Raw genomic sequence first — 21,877 nt, forward strand, 5'->3', positions numbered from 1 at the left:
CTTCCCGAACTCAGAAGTGAAACCTCTTCGCGCTGATGGTAGTGTGGCACTTGCCATGTGAGAGTAAGTCATCGCCAGCTTTTAAATTCTAAACACCCCAGTCTCGTAAGAGGTTGGGGTGTTTTTTTATGGCGCATAGAAAATAATAGATAACTTTAAGGCCCAATTTAAGGGCCTTAAAATTTAAATAGAGAAAAATTTATTTAGTATTGATATTAGGACTGGCATGATTTTCTATACACTTTTATCTGGTATTGGCGCGGTCTATTTATGTTTCTTAATGTGGAGCAGATTGAAAAAATCCAAGCAAAAATATCAAGCACCTAGAATAATTCGTAAATGGGTCCTTGATAATCCTGAAGGAGAGCTTTATGAAGCTTTTATCACATCTGATAAGAAAGTCTGGTCTGCTTGCGGGCGTTATGCACATTCTTCTGGTTCAGCGAGTACAACTTGGTCTGATTTTCTCTCAGGCGATTTAAATGAACTTGTGCAAAGTACTATGGGGCAGAAAGTGCTTGAAGAAATGTTTGAATGTCTTAAGCAACAAAATATAAAGTAGTTGATACTTCCTCACCATAAAAAGAAGCAATCTGCTCTGATAAGTGTTTCCATTTAACTCGAACTATCATTTTCAAGAGAGCGTTGAGGTTAAAGTAGACTTCGTATTACAATAAATATTTATACTTTCGCTAGTTTTTTGAACAAATAAGTCAGTAGAAAAGAATTTTCCTTGTAGGCGTAAACATTTCTTTATGTTATAAATAATTTTATAGGCATGTTTTTTGCTTGATTTTTGAAGGAAGATTTTATGAGATTATCTGTTGGGTTGAAAGTTACGAATAGTCTATCGCTAACTCCTCAATTGCAGCAGGCGATTCGACTCTTACAGCTTTCAAGTTTAGAGTTAGAGCAAGAAGTACAAATACAATTAGATAGTAACCCGTTACTGGAAAAAATTGAAGAGATTGGCACAACAGAAAGCTTATCTACATTAGAGCCAGCGGAAAATGCGGATTTAACAACAGAACTTAATGCTGATCATCTACCAAATGATTTACCCGTTGATACAGAATGGGATGATATTTACACCCATCAGTCTACAGCTTTAGGATCACCTGAGTATGAAGAACGAGAAGATAATCGACAGGTTCAACATAATCTAAAAGAACATATTTTAGAACAAGTTAATTTATTACATTTTTCTAATATAGATAAGTTGATTGCATATTGTTTAGTAGATTCTTTAGATGATAAAGGATTCCTAGATGCTGATTTAGATGAAATTCTGTTTGCCGTAACGCGCATATTGCAAGAAATGGATAGTGAGGAAGAGGTTGAATTAGATGAAATCGTTGTTGTTCTTAAACATATTCAACATTTAGATCCAGTTGGTGTCGGTTCGCGAAACCTTGCAGAATGTCTTATGATTCAACTCGAAAGTTTGAACGAAAAATCTCCTTATGTGGCTGAAGCAAAGAAGCTTCTGAAGAGTTATGAGCTGCTCATTGCAAATGATTTAAATAAGCTGTTAAAACAAACGGGCCTATCTAAAGAGCAGTTAAAAAGTGCAGTTGATTTATTAAAAACTTTGAAGCCTTATCCTGGTTTAGAGTTCAATCAGCAAGAATCTGAATATCAAGTTCCAGATGTCGTTGTTGCTAAAAAAGATCTACATTGGCAAGTGCAACTTAATCCTGATGTCATTCCAAAATTGAGAATCAACTCCTTTTATTCCAGCATGATTCGTCGTGCTGATCAAAGTGATGATAATGTTTATCTACGCAATCAGATGTTGGAGGCTAAAAATTTCATTAAAAGTGTTGATGAGCGTCATAAAACATTATTAAAAGTCGCGACGTGCATTGTTGAACATCAAAGAGCATTTTTAGAGTTGGGACCTGAGGCGATGAAGCCTTTGGTGTTGCGTGATGTAGCTGAAGAAGTTGAACTACATGAGTCGACAGTGTCTCGCGTGACAACCAATAAATATATGCTGACACCACGTGGACTTTTTGAATTGAAATATTTCTTTTCAAGTCATGTCGGAACAACGGCAGGTGGGGAGGCTTCTTCCACAGCGATTCGAGCCATGATTAGAAAATTAGTTTCGAATGAAAATCCACGTAAACCTTTGTCGGATAATATAATTGCTGAGATGTTAAAGGTAGAAGGAATTGAGGTCGCTCGACGGACCGTCGCAAAATATCGTGAATCGTTACATATTCCATCATCTTCTGAAAGAAAAGTCTTGATCTGAATTTCAAGGTGTGACTATTCTAGGCATTCATTATGACCAAATAATGAATTTTTTAATAATCACTAGAGGACTCGCTAAGATGATTTAATGAGTGTTGAACCACATTATGTGCATTAGATTGCTTGGGCGATGTTTTCGTATCCTAAGAAAAGGTGAGGGATAGAATTATGCAAATAACGATTCGTGGACACCATTTAACCATTACACCTGCAATTGAAGAGAATATTAAAGAAAAGTTTAGTCAAATGACCAAGCATCTAGATCAAGTCAATAGTATGCAGATCAAACTGGCTAAAGATCATCAAGTCGATAAACGTTCACATAAAGGGAGTGCAAACCATATTGCAGAAGCAATTATACGTCTGCCGGGGGTTGAATTGTTTGCACAGGCGACAGCCGATGATATGTATACTTCGATAAAAAAACTAACAGAAAAATTAAAGCGACAGCTTGCAAAACATAGAAAAATACAATGTTCTTATCAACATGAACTTGCAATTTTGACTTAATTTTTAAGTTGAGTGAAAGAGGCTTTTTATAGAGCCTCTTTTTTTAGTGATAAAAAAAGAAAACGCTTACTGAATTATATGAAAAAGTTATAGTAAAATAGCGCGTTTTACACCAATGGTTGTATAAGAGGTCTTGGCAATGAATAGTGAGCAGCTCACGCAAATTTTAAAAGAAGCTTTTCCTGAAGCAGAAGTAGCAGTGAGCGGACAGGCTGGCAAGTTTGATCTTCGTATTGTTGATGACCAGTTTGAAGGTAAACGTACCGTCACTCGCCAACAGGCTGTTTATGCACCCCTGAATTCTTATATTGCGAGTGGTGCAGTTCACGCTGTTACGATTCGCGCAATGACAAAAGACGAATGGCGTAAAGCAAGCCTTTTCGGAGCATAAATATTAATGGATAAATTTTTAATTACGGGCGGTGTTAAGCTCGAGGGCGAAGTGCGCATTTCTGGTGCTAAAAATGCAGCTTTGCCTTTACTTGCAGCAATGATCCTTGCTGACTCTCCGATTACGCTAACCAATGTACCCAATCTAAAAGATGTAAATACATTAGTTGAACTGATTGCTGGTTTGGGGATCACCATGAGTTATGAGGGTGAAACGGTTTGTGCTGATGCTTCAACATTAGATAACCAATTCGCACCCTATGAGCTTGTAAGAACAATGCGTGCATCTATTCTGGTGCTTGGTCCGTTATTAGCGCGTTATGGTAATGCGAAGGTTTCATTGCCTGGTGGTTGTGCAATTGGTTCACGTCCTGTTGATCAGCATCTAAAAGCACTAGAAGCTTTGGGTGCGCAAATTGAAGTTGAAAATGGTTATGTCCATGCTTCAGTTGATGGCCGCTTAAAAGGTGGCGAAGTTGTTTTTGATATGGTCACTGTTGGCGGTACAGAAAACATTTTAATGGCTGCGGCATTGGCTGATGGTGTAACCACGATTCGTAATGCTGCTCGTGAACCAGAAATTACTGATCTTGCGCAAATGCTGATTAAAATGGGCGCTAAGATTGAAGGTTTAGACACGGATACGTTGGTTGTAACTGGTGTAGAAAGTCTACATGGTTGTGAATACGCTGTGGTTGCTGACCGTATTGAAACAGGTTCATATTTAGCTGCTGCTGCGATTACGGGTGGCAGAGTTAAAACCACACATACTGACCCTTTATTGCTAGAAGCGGTATTGGAGAAGTTTGAAGAAATGGGTGCGGAAGTTACTTGCGGTGATGACTGGATTGAACTAGATATGCAAGGTAAACGTCCTAAAGCTGTGAGTTTTAGAACATTACCACATCCAGATTTCCCTACGGATATGCAAGCACAATTGATGGCAGTGAATGCAATCGGTCGTGGTTTTGCAACGATTTCTGAAACAATTTTTGAAAATCGTTTTATGCATGTACCCGAACTGTCTCGTATGGGGGCAAACATTCAAGTTGAAGGGCATGACGCGGTTGTAACTGGAGTAGATACACTTCAAGCTGCACCTGTGATGGCGACTGATTTGCGTGCTTCATTTTCGCTTGTTCTTGCTGCTTTGGTTGCAGAGGGTGAGACATTGATCGATCGTATTTATCATATTGATCGTGGTTACGAACACATCGAAGAAAAATTGCAAAGTTTAGGGGCTCAGATTAAGCGAGTAAAAGGATGAATGACGTAAGAAACGATGATCCAAATTTTGATGTAATGGGCAATTTTGATCATGGTTTAACTTTGGCGCTCAGTAAAGGTCGTATTTTAAAAGAGACTTTACCTTTGCTTGAAAATGCTGGCATCAACTTACTGGAAGATCCAGAAAAGTCGCGTAAGCTGATTTTTCCAACTACGCATAAAAAAGTACGTATTCTTATTTTACGTGCTTCTGATGTGCCGACGTATGTTGAAAATGGTGCAGCAGACTTTGGCGTAGCAGGTAAAGATGTATTGATGGAACATGGTGCGCAACATGTTTATGAGTTACTTGACCTGAAAATTGCCAATTGTAAGTTAATGACTGCGGGGAAAGTGGGAATGGAACGTCCAAAAGGGCGTTTAAAGATCGCAACCAAATACGTCAACTTAACTCGTCAATATTATGCAAGCCTTGGTGAGCAGGTTGATGTGATTAAGCTCTATGGTTCAATGGAACTTGCACCGCTTGTTGGATTGGGCGATTATATTGTCGATGTGGTGGATACCGGGAATACTTTACGTGCCAATGGCTTAGAGCCATTAGAAGAAATTTGCAAAGTTTCTTCACGTTTAATTGTTAATAAAGCAAGTTTCAAACGTAAACAAGCTTTATTAAACCCAATCCTGACTCAACTTGAGCAGGCGATTAAAGAGCGTTAGAAATAAAAGCTCTTATTCTGTACAAAGGTCAACTTAGGTTGGCCTTTTTTTAGTTTGTCGGGATTTCGCATGACATAGATATTTTGAATCTGCTGATTGCGATCAAATGCAAATGTCATCGCGATCACACAATTATGCTGCTGATCATATAACTTAAAGCCAATATTGCCATTGAGATGACATATTTCCCAAAAAAGCTTATTCCAAGCCTGAAATAGCAAGCGCTCAAAAAAGCGTAACACACTGGGCTGATCGATGAGTGGTTGAGGAATGGCTGAAACCTTACCGCCACCATCTGCAGCAAGCTGAATATCTTCACTCAGTAGTTTTTTAAGTTGATCGAGATTGTGTGAGTGAACGGCATCTCTAAACGCATTTAGTAAAGTCATCTGATGTGAAGTTGGTAATGTCGAAAGTACTTTTGGTTGTTCTGAAATCCGTTTTCTTCCACGTGCTACTAATTGCCGACAATAACTGTGCCGCTCTTGAATAATTTCAGAAACCTCTTGGTACTCAAGATTAAAAATATCGTGTAGTAAGTAAGCTGCTCGTTCTTTGGGGGAGAGTTTTTCAAGAACTAAAAGAAATGCAGTAGATAGGGTGTAATCAGATTCAATCGATATCTGTTCTGTATGTTGATACGGTTCGGGTAACCATGTACCCACATATTCAGTCCGTGACTTGTGGTGTGAACGAAGTAAGTCAATACAATGACGAGTACATACCGAAGTCAGCCAAGCTTGGGGATTGAGGATTTCCTCTTTAGGCTGCATTTGCCATTTTAGAAAAATATCCTGTAATACGTCATCTGCATCATGTGTTGAACCTAAGAGACGATAAGCTAGGCCGAACAAGAATGCTCGGCTTGCTTGAAATAGATCTAAATCGTGTGTGGTTAGATTTTGTTGATTTTGCATCATCTTTAATGTTGTGAAATGCCAATACGATTCCATAAATTAATCATGCTAATCAACAAAGTTAAAGCAGATATTTGCTGTTCGTTGAAATATTCTAATAGGTTAGAACGTAGCGGCGCATAATCTGTTTGAGGGTGTAGTGTCGTTAATGCTTCTACCCAAGCAAAGGCGACTCTTTCTTGGTCGCTATAGTCAGCACAATGACGCCATACAATGAGGCGGTCTAGACGTGATTGGGTCTCACCATCTGCTAACGCTTCGGCAATATGCATTTTGACGCAATAAGCACACCCATTGATTTGTGAAGCTCTTAATAGAACTAAATGATAAAGAGAGCGCGGGATCAAGTCTAAGTCGTCAAGATTTTGGTGCACTTGATGGAGGTGCTGCACTGCATCCGGTAAATGTTTTTGAGGATGAATATTACTGTTCGTCATTTTAAAACTCCTGATATGAACAAATAGGGTTCTTAGATTGACGAATCAGCATTCAAATTTGTGACAAGGATCTAAAAATAATTTTTAAGAAGTTGTTTTTATTTTAAAAATATTTCTAATTAATTAGTAGTTTTTAGATGAGTAATGCTATTGGATTGCTTATTGATGTACTGATTTTCCCTCAATATTTTTTTAGGCTGATATTGCATCCACAAATAGAGTGAAAAAGAGTAAACTTAGCGCTCTCTTATTCGCCTTGTGGGTAAATTGATGCGACGTTTATCGACTCAGGATCAAAATTTTAAACAGACATTTGCTGAACTATTAGCATTTGAAACTGTCAACGATCCTCAATTAATACAAACTGTAGATCAAATTATTGCTGATGTTCGTCAACATGGTGATGATCATGTGCTTAAATTAACGCAACAGTTCGATCGACATCCCGCGCATCAATTCTCTGATTTAGAGCTGACTCAAGCACAACTTAAAACTGCATTTGAGGGATTAACGGTTGAAATCCGTGATGCATTAGAACTTGCTGCAAAGCGTATTCGTGCTTTCCATCAAGCTCAAAAGCAAGAAGGGTGGACTTATATTGATGAGTTAGGAAATACTTTAGGTCAAAAAGTCACACCACTTGATCGGGTCGGAATTTATGTGCCCGGTGGTTTAGCTTCTTACCCATCTTCTGTATTGATGAACGCACTTCCTGCCCATGTTGCAGGTGTTCCTGAAATCATTATGGTTGTTCCGGCACCCAATGGTGAGTTAAATCCATTGGTTCTAGCAGCAGCTTATTTGGCTGGGGTGAGTCGAGTATTTACAATTGGTGGTGCGCAAGCTGTCGCCGCTTTGGCTTATGGCACACAAACTGTTCCAGCAGTAGATAAAATTACTGGTCCAGGAAATCGTTTTGTTGCAGCGGCAAAAAGAGCCGTATTTGGTCAAGTCGGTATTGATATGATCGCAGGGCCTTCAGAAATTTTGGTTTATGCCGAAGGCGAAAATAATGCGGATTGGCTTGCGATAGATGTGTTGTCACAAGCGGAACATGATACGGTTGCCCAAGCTATTTTTATTACACCTGATGAAGATCTTTTGAATGCCGTTGATGCTGCGATTGAAAAGCATTTAAGTGAATTACCAAAAGCTGAGATTGCCAGAACTTCGATTCAAAATCGAGGTGCATTGGTTCTCGTTAGAGATCGAGCAGAAGCAGTTGAATTGATTAATCAAGTTGCACCTGAGCATTTAGAGCTGTGTTTAGATGATGCTGAACAGATGAGCCAAGAGATTCGTCATGCTGGTGCAATCTTTATGGGGCGTTATACGCCTGAAGCAATTGGTGATTATTGTGCAGGTCCAAACCATGTCTTGCCAACGTCGGGTACAGCGCGTTTCTCGTCTCCACTTGGCGTCTATGATTTCCAAAAGCGTTCTAGCCTAATCATGTGTTCACAGGAAGGTGTTAAACCTTTGGCGAAAACTGCAGATGTGCTTGCGGTACAGGAAAATCTAGATGCTCATGCCCGTTCAGCACGCTACCGTTATCAATAAATTTAATTTAAAACTTCTCCCTAAGCCTCTCCTTATAGGAGAGGGAATTAGCCACCTGCAGACTTAATATTTTGGTGGAATAAGTTTGAATATTCCTCTTCGAGAGCTTAGGTGAAGGTTAAAAGAGAAAACAAAATGTCAAATATCACAACAGAACAAATGCGTTTTTGGAGCCCTGAAGTTCGTGAATTGGAACCGTATGTTCCTGGTGAGCAACCTAAAATTCAGAATTTATTAAAACTTAATACTAATGAAAACCCTTATCCGCCCTCACCGAAAGTTGAGGCAGCGGTTCAAGCCGTTTTGGCAAATCAAGCAGATGCTTTGCGCCTATATCCAGACCCTGATGCAACAGCCTTGAAGCAAGCAATTGCTAAGCAACAAAATATTGATATTACACAAGTCTTTGTAGGAAATGGTTCTGATGAAGTTTTAGCGCATATTTTTAAAGCATTTTTTATTCAGAAAGAACCTGTACTTTATCCCGATATTACTTATAGTTTCTATCCTGTTTATAGCCAGTTTTTTGGAATCCACACCCAGCAAATTCCATTGAATGAAAATTTTGAAATTGATGTTGTAGATTATAAGCAAGTGAATGGTGGGGTTATTATTACCAATCCAAATGCACCAACCAGTATTGCTTTGGGTTTGGATCAAATCGAACAGGTTTTACAAGCAAATCCTAATCGTGTCGTTGTGATCGATGAGGCTTATGTCGACTTTGGTGCTGAAACTGCTGTTCAATTGGTTGATAAATATGAAAACTTAGTGGTCTGCCAAACAACCTCTAAATCACGTTCATTGGCGGGTTTACGTGTCGGGTTTGCCATTGCACAAAGTCATTTGATTGCTGCACTTGAAGCAGTAAAAAATAGCTTTAACTCTTATCCAATGGATCGTTTTGCAATTGCAGCTGCGGTTGCCTCATTTGAGGATCAGGCCTATTTTGAAGCACAATGTGAAAAAGTCATAGACAGCCGTGAAAAATTAATCAGTGAATTAACGGTTCTAGGTTTTCAAGTATTGCCATCAAAAGCAAATTTCATTTTTGCCACGCATCCAAAATATGATGCGGCTCAATTGATGCAACAATTACGTGAGCAGGGGATTCTAGTTCGTTATTTCAATAAACCTCGGATTAACCAATTCTTGCGTATCACGATTGGTACAGATGAACAAAATAAGCGTTTAGTAGATACGCTTAAAACGCATATTTTATAAATCCATTTTTGATTTAGAGATCTGTTTTCTGCCATGTGTTGAGTAAATCGAGCATGGCAGAAATTTTATCAAAGCATTCTTGATATTCGGCTTCAGCGTCAGAAGCGATGGTGATACCGCCGCCTGCCCACATGGATAATTCGTTTTGATATTTTTGAATACTGCGAATCAAAATATTCCATCGACCCGTCCCATCAAAATTAAAATATCCTAAACTGCCGCAATAAGCACCGCGGGGCGCACCTTCTAGTTCCTCAATAATTTGCATGGCCCGAATTTTAGGTGCCCCTGTAATTGAACCACCAGGTAGGGCAGACAATAACATTTGCATTGGATTGATTTCTTCTTTCAAGGTCGCGGTAATTTCACTGACCATGTGATGCACTTGATTGAAACTTTCGATTTCAAATAGTTTGGTAGTTGTAACCGAACCTGTCTCAGCGTAAACACTTAAATCATTTCTTAATAAATCAACGATCATGACATTCTCAGCTTGATCTTTTTCTGAGTGACTGAGTTTTTCTTTAGACATCTGATCCTGTTGAGGGTCATTAAAACGTGGCATTGTTCCTTTGATGGGACGTGTTTTTATTTTTCGATTATTTTGGAATTCAATAAATAACTCAGGAGAACAACTGAGTAGTTCAAAATCATTAATTTTTAGATAGCCTGCATAAGGCGCGTGTGTGAGCTGCCATAATGCTTGTGCTGAACTTAATAATGCACCTTGAGCAGTCGCTTTGAACTCTTGGGTGAGATTAATTTGATAACAATCTCCCGCTTTAATATATTCGTGAACGTGTTGGAATGCATTTAGGTATTGTTGTTTTGACCAGCGAGGGTGGAATGCTTCAAGTAAAGTAAGAGCGAACAGGTTCTTAGATGTTGGTTGAGCAATCAGATTAGATATATGTGCATAAATAGCCTGAGCATTTTCTTCACGGCTATGAAAATACCAAGCATTGTCCTGAAATCTCAAGAAAGTTGAATATTGACCTAAGAAAAAGCTGGGTTGAGGGTGGCTGGAAATATTGACATGCTGATTGGCACTGTAGTCATAACTGAAAAAACCAATATACCCTCCATCAAATGCAACATTTTTCTGGGGATTTTGAGTGGTTGGATCAAAGCTTGAGAACTCGGTAACGGTTGTTGTTTTTGGTTGTAATTGATATTGATTGAATGCAGTTTGATGAAACTGTTGAAGTATGGATTGCTGAGATAGTAGAAATTTTTTAGGTAAAAAAGCAATCACTGGAAAATTTTGGTCATGCAAATAGACCAAACCCGTTAAATCATAAAGTTGGGAGAGAAGGTCAAATGCAGATGTAAGTTCTGTATTAAGCTTTTGTTTAAAATAAGACATAAAATGAAAATATATTCATCTACATTTGGGAAAGAGGATTGTACTACAATCAAAAAATGCACGTGATATTTTATAATGATTTAGAATGAAAAACAGACAGACATTTTAATTGTATGATCAAAAAAGCTTGGGACGTAAATGTCAATGTTATTGATACAGAGAAAGGAAAGAAAAATTTTGCTTACATTTTATGGTTACTTTTTAGAGAGTAGACAGAGGGTGTGGTTTTTGACAACTATGATCAAAATTTAAGTGTTTAATTTTTATAAATAACTATGTTTTTTAGATACTTATTTATCTTTATTTATTACGAGTTTGAATGTCTTGATGCGCGCCGTTTATCGGGTTGTTACTAAAAAACATTTAACAGTAGTTGAACATAAAATAACAAACGAGTAATTTAGTAGTTGCTAAGCGAACTACTCAAGGATTGGAAGTTCAGGTTGTCATTTAATAAAAAACAACAGTGGACAGTTTAGAGTAGTGAAAGTCAAAAAATAAATGCTCTTGGGAGAGTGCTCAATGAAAATGTTTACTAAACTAGTTTTAGTTTCTTCAATGGCGATTAGCGCAAATGCAATGGCTATGCAGGCAATGGACGATACTGCACTCAGCGCTGCGACAGGTCAAGATGGGATCAATATTGGTATCGCTTTAGGTGCTGGCGGTATCTCTATCGATAAATTATATATTCACGATAACGATGGTTTACAAGCAGCAACTGGCATTACTGGTGCAACAGGTGTTGCGGGTGCGATCACAATTGATGGCCTTAGTATTACTCAAGTTGGTACTGGTAACTTACTCGATTTAGTGATCGATACTGATGCTGGTACTGGGGGTGAAGCATTCCTGAACATCGCGGCTACTGTTGGTGCGGTAGATGTGAGCATCGGTTCTATCGGTGTTGCGGCATCTAACGGCGCTGCTTTAACTGATACTACGACTGCTGTTCGTGGTGTGGTTGGTACACCAACGGAAATTCTATCTGGATTGGACTTGTCTTTAGGTTCGATTACTGCGAATGTTCAACTAGGTGCTACACCACAAGGCGCGATGATCAAACTTGATTCTACTTTACAAGGTGGTTTGACGATTTCTAACCTTGGTATCAATGATGCTGCGGGTGGCGGTCAAATCTTCTTAGACAATATTTATGTTCGTGGTACGGGTAATGCGACTGGTGACTTAGATATTCAGGCTGATATCTCAGTAACGCAAAATGGGCTTGTATTACAAAACAACAGTACTCAAGGTATGAATGTGTATATCGCTGGTGTGCGTTTGGGTGACAGTGCAACTGCTGCTACTAACGCTTCAATCGGTGATGTAGAAATTCAAGGTTTAAATGTTGGTTCATCAACAATTACCATTTCTGGTCACTAATTTTTATTTAAACAAAAAAAAGCGCTTCATGCGCTTTTTTTGCATTATATGTTTTCCATAATTATTGATATTGTCATATTGTATCTATGGCGATGTTTTGGATACATAAAATTAATCCAATTTAAAAGAAAAATATACATTTCGTCAAAAAAAATAAAAAAAAGCTGTATTTTTTCATAAAAAAAGGTATCTTCAACAAGCAAGGACGTAGTGTTTGTGACTAAACACTAAAAATAAAATGAATAAGGCAAGTGTTGCCACGGTTAGAAAAAGAGACTTATGTTAGAGATCGCTTTAGGCTCGGCATTGATGTATTACTTCTCAACGCAAGCCTTTGAAATAGAAAAAAAACCTGAGGGGACTGTTTACTATACAGAAACCCTAGATTCTCGTAACCCTTCTTTTACACGGAATCACCGTGAAGCAGTCACTATTAAACCAGCAGTAGAGGATCAGTTTCGCGGTATCGTCCGTCAAGCTTATGACTATAGCTGTGGTTCAGCAGCATTAACTACGTTGTTAAATGGTTATGGTGGTCTGAGTTTAACAGAACAGCAAACGATGTCTGGTTTACTTCAGTATGGTGAATATCAACGTATTATTGAGCGTCGTAGTTTTTCATTATTAGACATGAAGCGCTTTGTTACGGCATTGGGGTTGAATAGTGGTGGATATCGAGGGAAGTTCTCTGATTTGATCGAATTAAAACAACCCGCGATCGTTCCTATTACTTATGCAGGCTTTAAGCATTTTGTGGTTTACAAAGCTTATAAGGATGGACGTGTTTATGTCGCTGATCCTGCTTTGGGTAATATCAGTTTTGATGAGGTCCGTTTCAAAGAGGTTTGGGATAATAATACGCTTTTCCTCGTTGATGTGCCTGAGCAATACCGTAAAGACTTATTGGCATTGCAAGATGCGGATATGCGTCATGTAGAAGATGCGACCATAAATAAATATGCACTTGCAGACATTCAATTTCAAACACCTCGGTTTGAGCGTTTAGCGGATAGAGCATCGACCATGCGCCGCGTGTTGGAAACAAACAAAGATTCAGCGAACTACAATCAACCAGTGACGACATATATGCGGATGTACTATAAGCGCAAATAGTTCTTAAGTTTTAGTAAATTAAATGCATAAGTAGGATGTTATAATGAATAATCAATGGATGAATATGAGTGTGCTTGCCCTAAGTCTAAGTGCAATCACAACAACTCTTTATGCGGAAGATCAAACACCACTAGATCAGGTTGAGCAGGTTCAAGACGCGGAACAGACCTTAGCTGTAGAATCAGATGAAGCCGCTGACGTTACGTCAGTTGTGGTAGAGCCATCGCCGGCTGAAAATAGTGTAAATCAGGCCGCTAGTGCATTACAGCAGCAGGAGGGTGATGCGACACAAGAAGCCAATCTGCAAGAGGTCTTTACGTCCAGTGAACGTCAGTATTCATTGATCAAGAAGGGTGTGATTTCTTCCTATTATGACATTGATTATACTTATTATCGTGATAGCCGTATTGATGCTTCGATGGAAGATGGGCGATTAAATAATCTTCGGGTAGAAGAGGATGCCAATCATACATTGACCAATACCTTTACCTTGCAATATGGCTTTTTAGATAACGTTACCTTATCTGCTTCATTGCCTTTTATGGCGAAAAAACAATTATTAGATGATAAAACAGCAGCAGGACTCGGCGATATTTCTTTCAGTGCACGTTGGGAGCCATTTCCACTCAAACAAGGGCGTTTACCTCTGATTGTATTTGGTAGTCTATCAACCAAGACTGGTGATAGTCCTTATGAGATTGCGACTGATGAGCTATCAACAGGTAAGGGCTATTACTCAGTCGGTGGTGGTGCGAGTACGCGTAAATATATCGATCCTGTGGTTTTATTTAGCTCTGTTTCAGCAAGCTACGGTTTTAAGGAGTCAGGATTAAACCAAGTCCGTGGTAATCGTATTTTAGAAAGTTTTGATCCAGGTTTAAGTGGTGGATTCTCGTTTGGTTTTGCTTATTCATTTAACTATGATGTCTCATTGACGATGTCATATCAACAAAGCTTTAACACGGGTGCAAAATTCTATTTCAAAAATGATGAAAGCTTTAAGTCAGCAGATCAAAGTAGTTCCATGTTGTCGTTTGCTTTAGGTGTTCGTGTTTCACCTAAAACCATTGTTAATGGGACTGTTGGAATCGGCTTAACTGAGGATGCACCAGATGTATCATTAGGCTTGTCTTTCCCGCTTGATATTATAGGTTTCGGTAAGAAACTACGCTAAGGAGACGTAATGGTGAAATACCCTAAATTATGTCCTTTGACGATTAGTATCTTGATTGCGGGACTTTCCAATATTACACATGCTCAATTAGGGCAAGATTTGTCGGTTGATTTAAGGTCACTGGCATTGGGAAATGCGGTAACTGCAGATCCACCTGGTATTAGTGCAGTGCATTTTAACCCTGCTGCTCTCGCAAAGTTGGAGGGTTTACAGACCGATGTACAAGGGATTTTAGCTAACTTTTCAATTAAACGGGATTATACAGCACCCGCTGGATATAATGTGTTTGGTTATTCTGATGATCCATTGGTCTGTAATGATGGTCCAGAGATTGATGCGCGAATATGTACAGATTTTAAGGGCACGGTATCTGGAGATGTTGAGTACGCGAGTATTTATGTTCCAGGCTTAAAGAAAATTGTGGATTTAGGGCCGAATATGCCTTTGGTTGCGCCTACGGCGGGCATTTCATATAAGCCCCCAGGCTCTAAAGTAACCTATGCAACAGCAATTTATGCACCCTTAGTGGCTGGCTTTGGTGCTGAAGACGGTAACCCCAGTAACTATATGGGACAGCAAGTTGCATTAGAGCGTATTACGTATTTATCACCATCATTTGGTTATCAAGTCAATGATCACTTAGCGATAGGTGCTTCATTTGGGATGTCGTATCAAGCTATTGCAATGAAAACAGATTTACGTTTTCCCAATGAAATGATTGGCGTATTGCGTATGGTCGATGAGGTTGTCTGTGCTCCATTTAAAGGTAATGGCGATATTATTACCGATTTATTACTTTTTGGTATGTGTAATTCCAAGGAAGGAATGAATCCCTTTAACAAAATGGGATCGTTGGATGTTGCATTAGAACAATCACTAAGCCCAAGTTATAACTTAGGGATTTTATGGGAGCCAACAGACGATTTTAGTTTTGGTATGGTCTATCAAAGCGAAGCAAAAATGCGTCTGCGAGGTAAGTATTTAATCAATAATGCGGTTGCGCCACAGCAACTTGTTGCTGGTCTTAATTCATCAGCAACAGGGCAAATCCTTGCAGCAATTTTAGGCTTACCAGGAGTTGTGCCAGATATTGAGTCTGGTTTGGTTGCGATGGATTTTAAATATCCACAACATTTTAAGGCAGGGATCAAATATAAAATTTTTCCAGACTTACAGATGAATTTTGATGTCGGGTGGACAGATTTCTCTGCATGGGATAAATTTCAATTTGAGTTCGATCGCCAGATTTCATTATTAAAAGTTGCAAAATTATTGTCTGCTGATGTCACCGATCGTTCACTGGCATTGCCGTTGAAATTTCAGTCCTCATGGCGTTGGGGAATTGGTTTTGAATATTCAGCGACAGATCGTTTAAAGCTACGGATGGGATATGAGCCGCGAACCAGTTCAATTCCTGATGATAAACGCAATACCATGGTACCGATTAACAATGCACAGTTGTTTGGCTTGGGTTTAGGCTATCGATTTGACCAAGATACAGACTTAGATTTATCAATTGGTTTTTTACGCAGTCGTGATGATATTCCAGCAAATACCAGTAGCCTAGCCAATAAAACTGGGGTTGATAATATTCTACTCAACCCATATGCGGGTCTAGATATTAAAACAAATACGAAGGTTACATTACTTGGTATTAATTATAGAACAAGATGGTAATGCAAAAGACGATGAAACACGGATCAAAGTTTGCGATGCTCATGCTAGGCGTTGTATTGGCAAATGGATCGACTGGCTATGCAGATGGCTTTTATACAATTATTGGGCCAGATGGTCGCCCAATGATTGTGCCTAAAAAAAGTGTAAAGCAGGAGGCACCACAAAAAAAACAAGTTGAGAGCGTTATACCTCAAAAGAAAGCTGAACAGGTAGAAAAGTCAAAATCTGTGCGATTACAATCGCCTGAGCCGAGATTAAATATAGGCAAAGACAACGGTTTAGTACCACAGCAACCTCAAGCTTCAAATTCTGTCGCAGTTCACGCCTCTCATCCAAGCTCAACGAAAGATACAGCAATCGAAAATCGTGCTCTCAAGCCCTCAGCTGAGAAAGAAATCGTAAAACGCGTGGTGAGCAAGACAAATCCTCCGTTGGAGGGTAAACCTATTCTTCAACCGAAAACAATAGAAAAAATAGAAGTACCAGTTGCTAAGGAAAATAATCCATCACAGGTAAAAGAGACTACCAATCTCTCATCCTCAATCCCTAATCAGCAAACAACAACGCCAAGCGCCTTTGCTAATATTGATGGTATTGAATATGTGAATAATGAATATCTCGAAGACCAAGAATTCAATTTGGATGGAAAAAAGCGTTTTTATATGATGCCAGACGGTAGTGGTCGTTTAGAAACGGTGGAGCGGAAAAAAGGGGTGAGTCGATCAGTTCTTGACAAACTTCTAAATCGTTCAGTACAAGCTGATGCCCCCATTGTTTTGGCTGACAGTTATGTACGGTTGTCTGAACAGGATTTATCGCTCGCATTTGAAGATGACCGTTGCTTTTTAACAGATTACTCTAAATCAATTAAGACATTGGCACCTCAAAAGGAGGTGGGTGTATGGCCACGCAAGCCTTTAAAAGAAAAGTTTGAATATGACTTAGTTAAAATAGATGTTTCCATTGAGTTTATGCAGATTGATTCTTATGCTGTCAGTAATGAAAAGCCTGTTTATTATTGGCCTTTGGTCGTTTTTCTAGATGAAAAAGGCTGTATCAAAGAAGGCGCAAGCGGGTTTAAGAGCGGCGTGACAAATGCGAATTTTTTACAGCATGCGTCTATTCATGGTGTCATCAAAGTCCCTTCGGATGCTCGTTATATGATGATGACGCCGTTAGCTTCTGCAGTGGATGTATCAGAACATGAACTCTCGAATCAAGGACAGATCAAAATCTCTGCTATACAGTAATTAAAATTTAGGATGAATGATGTATGAATAAAAGAATAGTATTGCCATTTGCACTTTCTGCATTCGCCATTCTTTTGAATGGGTGTGGTGGAGAAAGCGCTAAAATTAATGAAGATCCGACAAAGGGTACGAAAGGTGTAACTTCAAATACCAGTTGTGATGTCACAGCAACAAACTGCTTACAGTTTGCTATGGACTATCCTATAGCAGGTTTAAATTTTGATTGTAGTTCAGACAACGTGCATCATTTTGCAACTAAATTTGACAGTAACTCAGTGACGGGTGCCTGTAAATTGGGTGATACGGTAACGTTTTATCTACAAGGGGAAGAGTCGCCGAAGATTAGTTTAGGTGCTGTGAAACTTGATGATATTTCTAAATTAAAAATGAAATCTCCATCTCGTATGAGAGTGATTGATTTGGCAATGGCGCTGACTGGGAAAACACCAACGACTTTGGATGAGACGGATGAGACCATTCGTGTCGCGATGGCATTGGTTAGAATTTTCCAAAGTTTAGGCGCGGAGAAAGGTAGTAATGTTATTGGTGATATTCAACCAACTGAAATAACGCAAGAAAAGAAGAATCAACTTGCGGGTATTGGTGGGTCGATTGGTGTCAATGAATTAAGTAGTGGTCAATATGCTGAGCTAATAAAACCTTGGGTCGATGTCAGCCCAGTTTCTAATAAGCAGGCATTGGATACGTTGACAACATTATTAAACTTTTCTAATACTGGTGTGTGGGTCGCGAACCGAACAGTTTTTAAATCTGGGGACAGTACTAATAAGACACTGCTGCCAGAAGGCTTTTTTGGCTGTAATACGGATTATTCAAAATGTTTAGATGCAAAGGTCAATAATTTATTACATGCGATCGGAGAGGCTTTGTTATTAACAGATCGCCAAGGTTATATCTTTGGTTATGGGCATCAATGGCGAGGAAGTGCGATTAAAGATGGGAATGTGATTGCACCTACTATCCTCACAACGACAACCAAATCTGTGAAAATGCAAGTCAATCCTCAGTACAGTTGGTTAAATCCATTTACACAAGTGATTGAAGTGGATCGACCTTTGTCTTTTAGTTTTAATTCGAATGCATCCGAGAATTTGATTGTTAAGCAAGGGAAGTTGATGAATGGAACGACGATTGCTGGAACAGAAGGATTCTATCGAGGTTTAGTCAATCTTAAAGATAGTGACAAAGTCGATAGCTCTCATTTAGGTCAATGGCAACAAGCCCTAGGCAATCAACCTTTTAGAGGTACGGTTGATATAATAAAAGTGAATCCCACCAGTTTCCTTGCAAAAGATATTTTTAAAACTGAGCTAAATGTTGCATCGGGACAACGATACGTATTCCCACTCTATGCGACATTAACCTTTAGGTTTGATGAAGTTGCAAAACTACCGTCAGTAGATTTAGGTATTGTCATTGATCAACATGGGGATATTCGGACTGATATTCGGAAAGATGCTACAGCAACAGATATGTCTGGACAATGTGCTACAGTCAAGACTGTGAATACCGATGGTACATATACAGATGAATATGATGAAACCCAATATCGTATTGGTACAACGGGCGCAACACAGTTTTCAACCAATGATAAATCTGTCTCTGTACGTATGATCTTATCTCATCCAAAATTTGAGACGATTGATGGTGCGTTATTTGGTTTAAATATTGATGGAATCGGTGGGGCGAAGATTAATCTCCATAATTTATTAGCAGGACAAGCAACAGGGATTAATTTAACGAATTTTTCGAATAATACTGTCGTTTGGGACAATATCCATGCAAATGCTTTGGATAGCTATATACGGTTTTATGACGGACTAAAAACGGATAAGGATAAATATGTTGCGCCTACAGCAGAAGAGCGTGAGCTGGCGAAACGTTGGGCTGGTACAGTAACCATTAAAATCGCAGATCAAAATATTCCTGCGTGTAATGCCATTAAAACCAAGTCCTAAATTTTAGTGATTTAAAAGACCGCGATTTGCGGTCTTTTTTATTTAACCAGTATGGTCTATGCGTGTGCCTAATGTTTCTAAATGGGGTGGAAAGACACCGCTTTTACGGTCAGCAAAATAGTGTCTTAAGGTTTGTTCCACACTTGGAAAGGCAAGTTCGTTCCAAGGGATCTCATGTTCTTCAAACAATCGACATTCTAAACTTTCTTCACCTGCACCAAACGCACCTTGTTTTAATACCGCTTTAAATAGCACATAGATTTGACCAATACGTGGGATATTGTAGGTGCAGTAGAGTTGTTCAATTTCAACGTCTGCTTCAGCTTCTTCACGGGTTTCTCTCGCTGCGCCTTGCTCCATGGTCTCGAATAATTCCATATAGCCTGCGGGTAATGTCCATAGTCCGTAGCGTGGTTCAATTGCACGACGACAGAGTAAAACTTTATTTTCCCAAATGGCCAATGCACCACAAATCACTTTAGGATTCTCATAGTGAATGTGACCACAATGGGTACAAACAAGTCGTGATTTATGATCACCTAGTGGAATTTTTTGTTCGGTTTGATGCCCACACGCAACGCAAAAGCTCATAATTATCATCAGCGATAGAGATAGCTCAGCATAACTGAATTTTTATGACTGCGCATCATCTCTATATTTGCTGTTCAAATTTCAGCTATGATGCATAATAAAGAAAAATGCGAAAAAGAGATGAGTCATATGGAAGAACCATCGTTAATACAAGTTTTACAACAACGGTTGCGTTTTTCCAAACGAATCCAACAGGCGGATGCGGCTGTTTTGATTGCGATTACGCAAGAGGCTCAACCTAAAGTGTTGCTGACACGCCGTTCGATCCATTTATCCCAACATGCGGGTGAGGTTTCATTTCCGGGTGGGAAGCGTGATCCGAGTGATACCAGTAATATTGTGGTTGCTTTACGTGAGGCCCAAGAAGAAACTGCATTAAATCCATTTGATGTGAAGCTGATAGGTGATTTGCCGATCCAACGTGCGCGTAGTGGCCTGCTGGTGAAGCCAATTGTGGGGTTGATCCCTGCGCAAGTCGACTTAATTGCACAGCCTTCTGAAATTGATCGCATCTTTTTTGCTGAGCTTCAAGCGCTGATCGATGCTCCACCTTTGCCGTATGAAGTTCGTTTAGCGCGTCAGTCATTGTATTTTCCAAGTATGCAGGTTGAGAGTGAGGTGGTTTGGGGCTTAACAGCGAGAATGTTGGTTTCTTTGTTCCAATATGGTTTAGGGCATAAAAAAAACTGGCCTTTTCTAGTCAATCCACCTAATTTTGGTCTGTCTAAGTTTTAATTTTTTAAAGAAGTATTTTCTCATGATGTATACGTATCAAGGATTGAGTCCGAAAGCATTGCATGAACCTTGGGATGGCTGGGTTGCACCAACAGCGACGGTTATTGGTCAAGTGGAGTTTGGTCGCCAAGTGAGTATCTGGTTTGGTGCTGTAGTTCGCGCAGATAATTGTGTTATTCGTATTGGTAATTTTTCCAATATTCAGGAAAATGCTGTGGTACATACGGATGCTGGGATTGAACTCAATATTGGTGAATATGTCACTGTGGGTCATAAGGCGATGTTACATGGTTGCAGCATTGGTGATAATTCCTTGATTGGGATGAATGCTGTGATTCTGAATCGGGCGGTGATTGGTAAAAATTGTATTATTGGTGCGAATGCATTGATCCCTGAGGGTAAAGTGATTCCTGATAATTCAGTCGTGATGGGTTCGCCAGGTAAAGTTGTAAAGACGATTGATGAACAGGATGTTGAACGTTTGCGTTGGAGTGCTATGCATTATGCGGAACACTATAAGCATTTTTTAGCATTAGAAGAATTTCATTTTTAAGCGTGTCTTAATCCAAAGTAAAATGTGCCAAACAGAAGTTTGGCTTTTTTGTATCAAAATAGAGAACAACTCGAATATCAGAATGGAGTGGGGTATGATATCGCTCGTTTTTCATCATACTTCGCTTAAGGTTTTTGCATGAAGTTGCTTGCATTGGAAACTGCCAATGAGCAGTGTTCCGTATCATTAATTGATGCGACTCAAGAGCTCTATTTTCAATTAGATGGCCGTGCAAAAGCACAAACACAAACGATTTTGCCTTTAATTGAACAAGCTTTATTACAAACACAAAATCAACTTAAAGATTTGACCGCAATTGCCTTTAGTCGGGGACCTGGTTCATTTAGTGGTGTACGGATTAATGCTGCAGTTGCGCAAGCATTGGCTTGGTCACATGATCTGCCAGTCATTCCTGTTTCCAGTTTACAAGCGTTGGCACAAGCAGCATATCGTTTGCATGGCTTAATTCAAGTAACTGCTGTGTTAGATGCGCGAATGCAAGAAGTGTATATCGCGAATTTTAGCTTGGATGAGCAGGGTGTCATGCAGGCGGTCGATGATGAAAAATTATTGAGATATGAGCAAGCCACAGCCTATTGCAAATATATTGCAGTGGGTTCAGGGGCCGCGTTGATTCAGTCAGAAAAAACACAATCACAAGCAATTGTGGCAACAGCACAAGATATTGCCAGTATTGCGATGGTTTATGCAGCAGAACAAAAATGGGTAGATGCAGCATATGCATTGCCAGTTTATTTGCGCGATGATGCATGGAAAAAAATTCCAGAACAAGGTAAAGCGGGTTAAAT

21 protein-coding genes are annotated in these 21,877 nt (G+C 39.3%); 17 read left to right on the forward strand and 4 right to left on the reverse strand.

The genetic code is table 11. The features are described 5' to 3' along the window. The first annotated feature begins 226 nt into the window (after window positions 1-226). The 6 genes from EAH57_RS10655 (at window position 227) to hisG (ending at window position 5,106) form a co-directional block, all read left to right on the forward strand. Window positions 227-562 carry a hypothetical protein gene (locus EAH57_RS10655; protein ID WP_121930043.1) on the forward strand — a complete coding sequence of 112 codons (336 nt, stop codon included), beginning with the start codon at window positions 227-229 and terminating at the stop codon, window positions 560-562. Between the two features lie 249 nt (window positions 563-811). Then, window positions 812-2,260, forward strand: a complete 1,449-nt coding sequence (locus tag EAH57_RS10660; RefSeq protein WP_004669793.1) for an RNA polymerase factor sigma-54 — start codon at window positions 812-814, stop codon at window positions 2,258-2,260. A gap of 167 nt (window positions 2,261-2,427) precedes the next feature. Further along, window positions 2,428-2,769, forward strand: coding sequence for a ribosome hibernation-promoting factor, HPF/YfiA family (hpf, locus tag EAH57_RS10665; RefSeq protein ID WP_121930044.1), 342 nt, complete (start codon window positions 2,428-2,430; stop codon window positions 2,767-2,769). A gap of 139 nt (window positions 2,770-2,908) precedes the next feature. Continuing rightward, window positions 2,909-3,160 carry a BolA family iron metabolism protein IbaG gene (ibaG, locus tag EAH57_RS10670; protein WP_005198374.1) on the forward strand — a complete coding sequence of 84 codons (252 nt, stop codon included), beginning with the start codon at window positions 2,909-2,911 and terminating at the stop codon, window positions 3,158-3,160. A gap of 6 nt (window positions 3,161-3,166) precedes the next feature. Next, window positions 3,167-4,426 (forward strand): UDP-N-acetylglucosamine 1-carboxyvinyltransferase, encoded by a 1,260-nt coding sequence (murA, locus tag EAH57_RS10675; RefSeq protein WP_121930045.1) that lies wholly within the window; start codon window positions 3,167-3,169, stop codon window positions 4,424-4,426. Then, complete coding sequence (hisG, locus tag EAH57_RS10680; RefSeq protein WP_121930046.1) at window positions 4,423-5,106, forward strand: ATP phosphoribosyltransferase; 684 nt, start codon at window positions 4,423-4,425, stop codon at window positions 5,104-5,106. The genes murA and hisG overlap by 4 nt, the downstream gene beginning before the upstream one ends. Here the strand turns inward: hisG and EAH57_RS10685 are convergent. Then, the gene (locus EAH57_RS10685; protein ID WP_171407446.1) at window positions 5,103-6,026 is read right to left on the reverse strand and encodes a sigma-70 family RNA polymerase sigma factor; all 924 of its coding nucleotides are present in this window, start codon (window positions 6,024-6,026) and stop codon (window positions 5,103-5,105) included. The genes hisG and EAH57_RS10685 overlap by 4 nt on opposite strands. Before the next feature lie 2 nt (window positions 6,027-6,028). Then, a complete protein-coding gene (locus EAH57_RS10690) occupies window positions 6,029-6,460 on the reverse strand; it encodes a carboxymuconolactone decarboxylase family protein (protein ID WP_121930047.1) in 432 nt (143 codons plus the stop codon). Between the two features lie 270 nt (window positions 6,461-6,730). Here EAH57_RS10690 and hisD point away from each other — a divergent pair, with 270 nt between their 5' ends. Continuing rightward, the gene (gene hisD, locus EAH57_RS10695) at window positions 6,731-8,020 is read left to right on the forward strand and encodes a histidinol dehydrogenase (protein ID WP_121930048.1); all 1,290 of its coding nucleotides are present in this window, start codon (window positions 6,731-6,733) and stop codon (window positions 8,018-8,020) included. Between the two features lie 135 nt (window positions 8,021-8,155). Continuing rightward, the gene (gene hisC / locus EAH57_RS10700; RefSeq protein ID WP_121930049.1) at window positions 8,156-9,244 is read left to right on the forward strand and encodes a histidinol-phosphate transaminase; all 1,089 of its coding nucleotides are present in this window, start codon (window positions 8,156-8,158) and stop codon (window positions 9,242-9,244) included. 13 nt (window positions 9,245-9,257) lie between these two features. Here the strand turns inward: hisC and pabB are convergent, their stop codons facing one another. After that, entirely contained in the window at window positions 9,258-10,610 is a 1,353-nt protein-coding gene (pabB, locus tag EAH57_RS10705; RefSeq protein ID WP_121930050.1) for an aminodeoxychorismate synthase component I, read from the reverse strand. Between the two features lie 522 nt (window positions 10,611-11,132). On the opposite strand from pabB, the gene EAH57_RS10710 reads away from it, so the two are divergent. The 6 genes from EAH57_RS10710 to EAH57_RS10735 all read left to right on the forward strand — a co-directional run bounded on the left by EAH57_RS10710 (window position 11,133) and on the right by EAH57_RS10735 (window position 19,189). Next, complete coding sequence (locus EAH57_RS10710) at window positions 11,133-11,996, forward strand: DUF6160 family protein (protein WP_121930051.1); 864 nt, start codon at window positions 11,133-11,135, stop codon at window positions 11,994-11,996. A 279-nt stretch (window positions 11,997-12,275) separates the two neighbouring features. Beyond that, on the forward strand, window positions 12,276-13,109 hold the full coding sequence (locus tag EAH57_RS10715; protein ID WP_121930052.1) for a C39 family peptidase: 834 nt from the start codon (window positions 12,276-12,278) through the stop codon (window positions 13,107-13,109). Between the two features lie 43 nt (window positions 13,110-13,152). Next, window positions 13,153-14,283 carry a transporter gene (locus EAH57_RS10720; RefSeq protein ID WP_121930053.1) on the forward strand — a complete coding sequence of 377 codons (1,131 nt, stop codon included), beginning with the start codon at window positions 13,153-13,155 and terminating at the stop codon, window positions 14,281-14,283. 12 nt (window positions 14,284-14,295) lie between these two features. Then, window positions 14,296-15,960, forward strand: coding sequence for an OmpP1/FadL family transporter (locus EAH57_RS10725; protein ID WP_171407447.1), 1,665 nt, complete (start codon window positions 14,296-14,298; stop codon window positions 15,958-15,960). Next, on the forward strand, window positions 15,960-17,210 hold the full coding sequence (gene filE / locus EAH57_RS10730; RefSeq protein ID WP_121930055.1) for a putative pilus assembly protein FilE: 1,251 nt from the start codon (window positions 15,960-15,962) through the stop codon (window positions 17,208-17,210). The genes EAH57_RS10725 and filE overlap by 1 nt, the downstream gene beginning before the upstream one ends. A 23-nt stretch (window positions 17,211-17,233) precedes the next feature. Beyond that, on the forward strand, window positions 17,234-19,189 hold the full coding sequence (locus EAH57_RS10735; RefSeq protein ID WP_121930056.1) for a hypothetical protein: 1,956 nt from the start codon (window positions 17,234-17,236) through the stop codon (window positions 19,187-19,189). A gap of 42 nt (window positions 19,190-19,231) precedes the next feature. Here the strand turns inward: EAH57_RS10735 and EAH57_RS10740 are convergent, their stop codons facing one another. Next, a complete protein-coding gene (locus EAH57_RS10740) occupies window positions 19,232-19,780 on the reverse strand; it encodes an NUDIX hydrolase (RefSeq protein ID WP_121930057.1) in 549 nt (182 codons plus the stop codon). A gap of 120 nt (window positions 19,781-19,900) precedes the next feature. On the opposite strand from EAH57_RS10740, the gene EAH57_RS10745 reads away from it, so the two are divergent. From EAH57_RS10745 to tsaB, 3 genes are all read left to right on the forward strand, one after another. Continuing rightward, window positions 19,901-20,515, forward strand: a complete 615-nt coding sequence (locus tag EAH57_RS10745; protein ID WP_171407440.1) for a CoA pyrophosphatase — start codon at window positions 19,901-19,903, stop codon at window positions 20,513-20,515. 25 nt (window positions 20,516-20,540) lie between these two features. Further along, window positions 20,541-21,068 carry a gamma carbonic anhydrase family protein gene (locus tag EAH57_RS10750; protein ID WP_171407448.1) on the forward strand — a complete coding sequence of 176 codons (528 nt, stop codon included), beginning with the start codon at window positions 20,541-20,543 and terminating at the stop codon, window positions 21,066-21,068. 138 nt (window positions 21,069-21,206) lie between these two features. Further along, window positions 21,207-21,875, forward strand: coding sequence for a tRNA (adenosine(37)-N6)-threonylcarbamoyltransferase complex dimerization subunit type 1 TsaB (gene tsaB, locus EAH57_RS10755; protein ID WP_121930060.1), 669 nt, complete (start codon window positions 21,207-21,209; stop codon window positions 21,873-21,875). The last annotated feature ends 2 nt before the right edge of the window (window positions 21,876-21,877 follow it).

Source organism: Acinetobacter sp. 2JN-4, assembly GCF_003687745.1.
GTDB classification, from domain to species: domain Bacteria; phylum Pseudomonadota; class Gammaproteobacteria; order Pseudomonadales; family Moraxellaceae; genus Acinetobacter; species Acinetobacter halotolerans.